Source organism: Anabaena sp. UHCC 0451 (genome assembly GCF_034931405.1).
Lineage (GTDB): Bacteria > Cyanobacteriota > Cyanobacteriia > Cyanobacteriales > Nostocaceae > RDYJ01.
Genome location: NZ_JAYGHA010000012.1, coordinates 112,886 through 119,703, shown reverse-complemented (window position 1 = coordinate 119,703; position 6,818 = coordinate 112,886). Strand labels below are relative to the sequence as shown.

The following is a 6,818-nucleotide window of genomic DNA, read 5'->3' as shown; positions in this document are numbered from 1 at the left end:
ATCCCTATATCCGTGACAAGCTATACTAGAGTTTAATCCCTTATTTGTGTTTCCTATGGTTGTAAGTGCTTCGACCACCAACATCACCTGGGAACTCTTACCCGAAGACTTCGTTTTAGACGATGAACCCGTGGATAATGTCAATCAACCCAGTCTAGCAGCAGCACTGACGGAAAGCCTAGAACTAGCTGGTAAGCTGCCAGAAAATGCGATCGCTACCACCAATTACGGCATCTGTGCCACAGTAAATGGTAAATTTGTCATCAAAGCACCTGACTGGGCTTACGTGCCACAAATTACAGTACCTAGAGAGCAAATCCAACGCAGTTACACCCCCCATAAACAGGGACAAATTCCTGCGGTGGTGATGGAATTTCTTTCAGATACAGATGGAAGTGAATATTCTAATAAACACACCTATCCTCCCGGAAAATGGTTTTATTATGAACAGGTTTTACAAGTTCCTAACTACATTATTTTTGAACCAAATAGCGGTGAGTTGGAAGTACATCAATTAGATGATAAAGGGCATTATAAATTGAGTTCCTCAGATGAAAATAACCGTTACTGGTTAACTGAAATGGAATTATTTATTGGTGTTTGGCAAGGAAAACGCGAAAACCGTCAAGGTTATTGGTTACGCTGGTGGGATCAAGACGGTAATTTGCTACTTTGGGGTTCTGAGTTAGTACAGCAAGAACGACTTGCTAAAGAAAATGCTCAACAACAAGTTAACCAAGAACGACTTGCAAAAGAAAATGCCTTAAAACGCTTGGAAGAGTTAGAGAAATGCCTTCGAGATGCTGGCATTTCTGACTAACTTCTATTCAGATTCCAAGATCCTCGACTTCTTAAAAAGTTGGGGATCTTTTACTTTAACGTACAGTTCCCCGCAAATTTTCAGCATCAATGGGTTTAATTAAATAAACTAATAATAAATTCCCAATAATGCCCATAAATAAAGGAACTTTACGCAGCAATTTCACTAATTTAGGTTGAGAACTGCGTTCAATTTCTGAGATTTGTAAATTGTAGTCTGAGCATTTTTGTAACCGGGGGAAAAATTGGGGATGTTCAGTATTTAACATCACTGGAAAAGCTCTTCCCGCAGTTTCATTAGTGTTACGAACGACATCTTGATCAAATTTTGTCGCTTCCAGTCCTAATAAATCATAAAAACTACTTCTTTCGTGAACTGTCAAAGTGTGAGTAGCAAATACAGATAACAAGAAAAAGCGACTCCATAACCTTGATTGCCAATTATTCCAGAGTTTGGGTTGCGATCGCAATAAAGCCTTAAAAATATCCCCATGTCGGTTTTCATCTTGACACCAACTTTCAAATTTACGGAAGATAGGATAAAACTGATGTTCTGGATGTTTTTGCAGATGATGAAAGATTATAATATAACGCCAATAACCAATTTTTTCTGATAAATAAACACTGTAAAGCACCCACTCCAAAGGGAAAAATGTATAGGTGCGAGTTTTTGTCACTTCACCCAAATCTAAAGATAGTTTAAAATCACCCATTGCTTTATTTAAAAATCCAGCATGACGGGCTTCATCACGCGCCATTAATTGAAATATTTCTGCTAATAAAGGATTCTTTTCTTTTACCTTCCGTGATAATTCCTTAAATAATAAAAATCCTGAAAATTCAGAAATACAAGAACGTTCTAAATATTCAATAAAAGCTTTTCTTGCTTCTCCCTCTATATGTTCCCAAGACTGCTCAAATTCCTCATCTCTAACAAAATGATGACGGTTATAGTCAGTCCGCATTTCTGTTAATAGTGCTTGTAACTCGCTTTCTTGGGCTGAAAGGTCTAAATTTGCTGCTGTTTCAAAGTCTGTGGTGTAAAACCGAGGAGTAAGGGCTGTTTCCTTACTAGGCTGTTTAATTCCAGCTTTGGGAGCTTTAATGGTTGATGGGGATACGCTCTGAACCATGATTCCTCTCTCGATTAGCTAAATACTTAGATAACTAATAAGTTATATTAGCTCTGTTCATTTGGCTAGTCTTTGATTGGCAAGTTTTGTTAAGCTAGGACAACTTCATGGTTGTTTTAAACTGAAAAGGCTTGTGAGTAAGGATTTCAGTAATTGTATTTTTATGAATTAACGGCAAGAGTTTATGAAGTTTTGTGATCAAGTTTTTGTTTATTCAGGTAACTGTAAGCTGTATGACACTAATTTATAAAGTTAAATACACTCTTTCAAAAGGTTGTTTTCGATAACGACGGTAAATATCAAAATCACTATCTAATGTAATGATTGCTGAAATATTGAGACGTTCAGAGATAGTAATTAATGACAAATCAGCAAAATCTCCTGGTAAGTCTGCATACTGTTCATTTAGTTGTCTAATTCGAGTAAAGTCTTCTGGTATTAGGGGAATACAACGATAAAGTTTTTGAGCTAAATCGTTGAGAAATTCATTTTGTGTCCGATAATCTTTACTCAAAAGATACATGACTTCAGTCACACAAGGAATGGTAGTAATTAGTTCACTTGAACATTGTTCAAAAAATTTACAAACAGATTTATGATAATTATCTTGTAAGCTGTAGTAAGCAACCAAAATACTACTATCAGTAAGAATATGGGGAGGATAGTCCTTCATTATTTATATTTCTATTTAGATTTCTGATAATGGTTTTGGATATGTTCCGCAATGATCTTTTTACGATTTTCTCGTAATGACAAATCAGGATCAGCATCTTGTAATAGGTTGTCTGGATGTTTTCCTCGTCTTTGAGCTAGAGTTTGACAAGGTTTTATTGTTTGCCAATGTTGATAAATTAGTTTTTTTAGCAGTTCTTCAGACGTAGTATTCTCTTGAGTAATAATTTCTGCTAGGTAGGTTTCCGTTTCTCGATCTAGGTTGATAGATATCATTTTGGTTTTGTGTAATGGATCTCTACATTCCATATTCTATTATATCTACTGCCATGCTTGGAAATGATGAATCTCGGTTTACAAATAATTCATATAATCATCTATATCCATTTCGGTAAATTACCGAAAATACGTAATAATACTTATAAATATCTGTAAGCCCTAATTAGTATGGGTTTTGACTTCTATTGTTAGTGTTATATCTATGCCAGTAGGTACTGCGATGGCCACTTTTGCTGGTAGAAATAACAGTTATTATGGTACATATAACCATACCGGAATTTTTGCTGGATACCGACGTAATAGTGCAGGTGCAATAAATGGTTTTTGGATGTGGGAACAAAATGCTCCATTGGGTTCTGCTATTCGCAAAGGATTTTATTCAATTAGCAGTTCTGGTGTTTCTGATGCCGATAATTATTATTTAGTTAGTGCTTAAAGCGTTGTAGTTGTAGTAGGGGTAAAGCACAATGCTAAACCCCTACGTTTGTGGGAAAATGTTAAAATTGATGTATCGCTTTTCTGTGGTTATGGAAAATGCGATCGCCATATAATATAAATAGTTTTTATTTTTTTGGCATCACAGCAAAAAAGTTACGCTAAATAAGCCTTTCAGTCATTTATCCCGATAATTTATTAAGTTTTTTAACAAAATATAGTTTCCTGCTTTAATAACTCTATAGTTATTAATCAGCAATAGATTTTTGCATATTAGCGGTTTTCAATTATGACGGGGAATAAAAGCGTATTAGTTACACCACCTCCAATCAATAACAGCATACCTACAGATTCAAGACAAAGAGCAAAACAGTTTGTATTAGCTTTACAAGATGAGATTTGTCAAGGCTTGGAAGCACTAGATGGACAAGCTAAATTCCATCAAGATATATGGCAACGTGCAGAAGGTGGAGAAGGACGGACTCGCGTAATTCGGGAAGGAAGAGTATTTGAACAAGGTGGAGTCAACTTTTCCGAAGTTTGGGGAGATACATTACCTCCAGCGATTTTAACCCAGCGTCCAGAAGCTGCGGGACATGGTTTTTATGCAGCAGGTACATCAATGGTACTGCATCCCCGTAACCCTTATGTACCCACAGTACATTTAAATTATCGTTATTTTGAAGCTGGTCCAATTTGGTGGTTTGGTGGTGGTGCAGATTTAACACCTTATTATCCTTTTGCGGAAGATGCAATTCATTTTCATAGAACATTAAAAAATGCTTGTGATCAGCATCATCCAGAATATTATCCTACTTATAAACGCTGGTGTGATGAATATTTTTATTTACGCCATCGTCAAGAACAAAGGGGAATAGGTGGTATTTTCTTTGACTATCAAGATGCTAATGGTAATTTGTATGCTGGTTCAGAAACAAATAGTCCGGCGGCAGTTTATAGCCAACAAATAGGCAGAATAAATCATAGTTGGGAAGATGTATTTGCCCTAGTGCAGTCTTGCGGTAAGGCATTTTTACCAAGTTATTTACCAATAGCCGAAAGAAGACAAAATACAGAATATAGCGATCGCCAGCGTCAATTTCAATTATACCGCAGAGGTCGTTATGTAGAGTTTAATTTAGTCTATGACCGGGGAACAATATTTGGTTTACAAACCAATGGGAGAGCGGAATCAATTTTAATGTCCTTACCACCTTTAACACGCTGGGAATATGGTTATCAACCAGAACCAGGCAGTCCTGAAGAAGAACTAACCAAAGTATTTTTACAACCCCAAGAATGGGCTAGTGGTTTTAGGCGTTGCTGAAAGCAAGTATGATTTTAGGTGTAGAGACTTTCCATGGAACGTCTCTACAAAGTTTTTCACATCATTAAAAATCACGTTCATACCTCAAATCAGCAACGCCAAATTTTGCTGCGTTGCGACTGCCTAAGCCAACTTAAAAAATGGCTAATTAATGATGTCTTCTATTGCGTCTATAGTAACGACATCTGTAATACCTACCACGATAATATCTATAACGATTTCTGCCAGTGCAAGTCCGATAACGTCTGACATGGGTAGTTGTCTGACGACGATAACGAGAATGTGCATCAGCATTTTCAACAATACCCAACACGGACATAGACGCTATTACAGTAGCGAGAAGAACAGATGTGATACGTTTCATGAGAATAATTTGAGGAGGTGGTAATTATTTCTACAAGCGCAGGAGATTTACGAAGCGGAGATTCCAAAAAGCTTTAGATATATTGTATCATCAAAATTTATTTATGAACAAAAAATATTTTCATAATAAAATCCCCAACTTCACAAAAAAGTCAGGGATATTCAACTTTTAAACAATTTAGCAGAATAAGTTACCAGGGATTACCAATAATTGTAAAAGCTGACCAATAATAAGGGTGGGAAAAAGTTTCATCTCCCAATTTTGCTAATTCTGATGGGAGTTGTAAACTTGCACGAGATCCCTGTAACTTACCCTTTTTTAAACCAACTTTTCCTTTTAGCATAGCCACTTGTGCCGTTTGCAACGCCTTGGCTTTTAGTGGTATTTCTTGCAAATGCTGATAAAATTCAGTCATCAAAGCCAAAGTTCCCATATCGCTAACATTCCAAAGACTGGCCAAAACAGATTTTACTCCTGATTTAACCGTTAACCCTGCAAAACCCAACTCTGCTTCTTGATCTCCCAATGCAGTTCTACAAGCACTTAAAACTAGTAAATCTACTTGTGGTTTGTCCAAATTCAACTTTTCGATTTCGTCTAATCTGATTTTTTCATTACCCCAGAACTGAATATAAGACTGATTGGGTTTTCCTGGGTTAAATTCTGCGTGGGTAGCTAAATGAACAATTTTAAAAGGCTGTTTTTTTCGTTGTGCTTGGAAATTTTTGAGGGTAAATTCTTGATTGATAAATTGCTTACTTGAACCCCAATCTTGGGTAATTTCATTCAATTCCACTGGTACTGCTGGTAAAGATTCCTGTTGAGAAAATTCCGATGCTCCCATTGCTAAAACTTGCGAATAATTAGTTTTTTTGTAGTTAGAATTCATCAAATTAAAAGCAGGAATGCGAGCGATCGCATACTTTTCTACTAAAAACTGATCTCCATCATGTAATGCGGCTATGGGTAGAGTCCGTAAACCAATTCCTAAACAAAAAAGGATGGTGTCTATTTTTTCAGTTTCTAGAGTAGATTCTAATGGTTTGACCATCCACTTGTATAGTGTTTGGGCTGGTTGTAAGTGAGCTTTAGTTCTACGTCTGCTAGGACTAGTAATGGCAACATTTAGCTGTTTAACAACATCCATTAAATTGTTTTTATCAGCTTCAGTAACACTATAAACCTGTGGTTTTTTTCCAGGAGTAATAATTACTAATTGCAGTTGCGTTTCTCGTGGCCATATCCAGATAACAGCAGTTTGTGTGGCAGTTTGTTGAGATAATTTAGAAAGTGTCTGAGCTATATCTTCAGCCGTTAAAGTAAAATCCGCTAAATTTTGAGCAAAATATTCTTCATAGTCTCTTTCCCAATGTTTCTCAACTTCATTTACAGCCTCAATAAAGCTTTTGTTTTTGAGAAACCTATTCCAATCTTCATCCTTGACAGCATAAGCAGATTGATTTTCTAGAAGAATACCACAGGTAATTGTACTTAAAAACACAAAAACCAATAATAAAAAGAAAGTAATTCCTTTTTTCCATTGATTGTGAAACATTAAACTACTCCAAAATACAAATCAATCAGCTTTAATCTGGAAAGACTTCAGAAATTGTATCTAAGTTTCCTAGTATATCTCGAATTAAATGATTTTATCCCATATATTTTAACTTTATATTTAACAGAAATTAATCTTCCTTTAATCTTTTGGTAATGAGGTGGGTGTAAATATTTGTCGTTGGGATAAAACAGGATGCAGAAGGCAAAAGGACTTGAGCCTAATTCATACTTA

Annotated in this window: 8 protein-coding genes; 3 read left to right on the top strand and 5 right to left on the bottom strand. The window is 35.9% G+C overall.

The genetic code is table 11. The annotated features are described in order from the left end of the window. The first annotated feature begins 55 nt into the window (after nucleotides 1-55). Nucleotides 56-820: a Uma2 family endonuclease gene (locus VB694_RS10430; RefSeq protein ID WP_323360249.1), complete on the top strand. Its 765-nt coding sequence runs from the start codon at nucleotides 56-58 to the stop codon at nucleotides 818-820. A 55-nt stretch (nucleotides 821-875) separates the two neighbouring features. Here VB694_RS10430 and acsF read toward each other — a convergent pair whose 3' ends face one another. The 3 genes from acsF to VB694_RS10415 form a co-directional block, all read right to left on the bottom strand. Then, nucleotides 876-1,952: a magnesium-protoporphyrin IX monomethyl ester (oxidative) cyclase gene (acsF, locus tag VB694_RS10425; RefSeq protein WP_323360248.1), complete on the bottom strand. Its 1,077-nt coding sequence runs from the start codon at nucleotides 1,950-1,952 to the stop codon at nucleotides 876-878. 244 nt (nucleotides 1,953-2,196) lie between these two features. Beyond that, on the bottom strand, nucleotides 2,197-2,625 hold the full coding sequence (locus VB694_RS10420; RefSeq protein ID WP_323360247.1) for a type II toxin-antitoxin system VapC family toxin: 429 nt from the start codon (nucleotides 2,623-2,625) through the stop codon (nucleotides 2,197-2,199). An 11-nt stretch (nucleotides 2,626-2,636) separates the two neighbouring features. Continuing rightward, nucleotides 2,637-2,900, bottom strand: coding sequence for a hypothetical protein (locus VB694_RS10415; RefSeq protein ID WP_323360246.1), 264 nt, complete (start codon nucleotides 2,898-2,900; stop codon nucleotides 2,637-2,639). A 205-nt stretch (nucleotides 2,901-3,105) separates the two neighbouring features. Between VB694_RS10415 and VB694_RS10410 the strand changes: the two genes are divergently transcribed. Both VB694_RS10410 and hemF read left to right on the top strand, forming a co-directional pair. Further along, nucleotides 3,106-3,339: a hypothetical protein gene (locus tag VB694_RS10410; protein ID WP_323360245.1), complete on the top strand. Its 234-nt coding sequence runs from the start codon at nucleotides 3,106-3,108 to the stop codon at nucleotides 3,337-3,339. A 288-nt stretch (nucleotides 3,340-3,627) separates the two neighbouring features. Further along, the gene (gene hemF / locus VB694_RS10405) at nucleotides 3,628-4,665 is read left to right on the top strand and encodes an oxygen-dependent coproporphyrinogen oxidase (protein WP_323360244.1); all 1,038 of its coding nucleotides are present in this window, start codon (nucleotides 3,628-3,630) and stop codon (nucleotides 4,663-4,665) included. Nucleotides 4,666-4,813: 148 nt separating this feature from the next. On the opposite strand, the gene VB694_RS10400 is transcribed toward hemF, so the two are convergent. Continuing rightward, nucleotides 4,814-5,029 (bottom strand): hypothetical protein, encoded by a 216-nt coding sequence (locus tag VB694_RS10400; RefSeq protein ID WP_323360243.1) that lies wholly within the window; start codon nucleotides 5,027-5,029, stop codon nucleotides 4,814-4,816. Between the two features lie 190 nt (nucleotides 5,030-5,219). Then, the gene (locus tag VB694_RS10395; protein WP_323360242.1) at nucleotides 5,220-6,584 is read right to left on the bottom strand and encodes a CHAT domain-containing protein; all 1,365 of its coding nucleotides are present in this window, start codon (nucleotides 6,582-6,584) and stop codon (nucleotides 5,220-5,222) included. Nucleotides 6,585-6,818 lie beyond the last annotated feature (234 nt).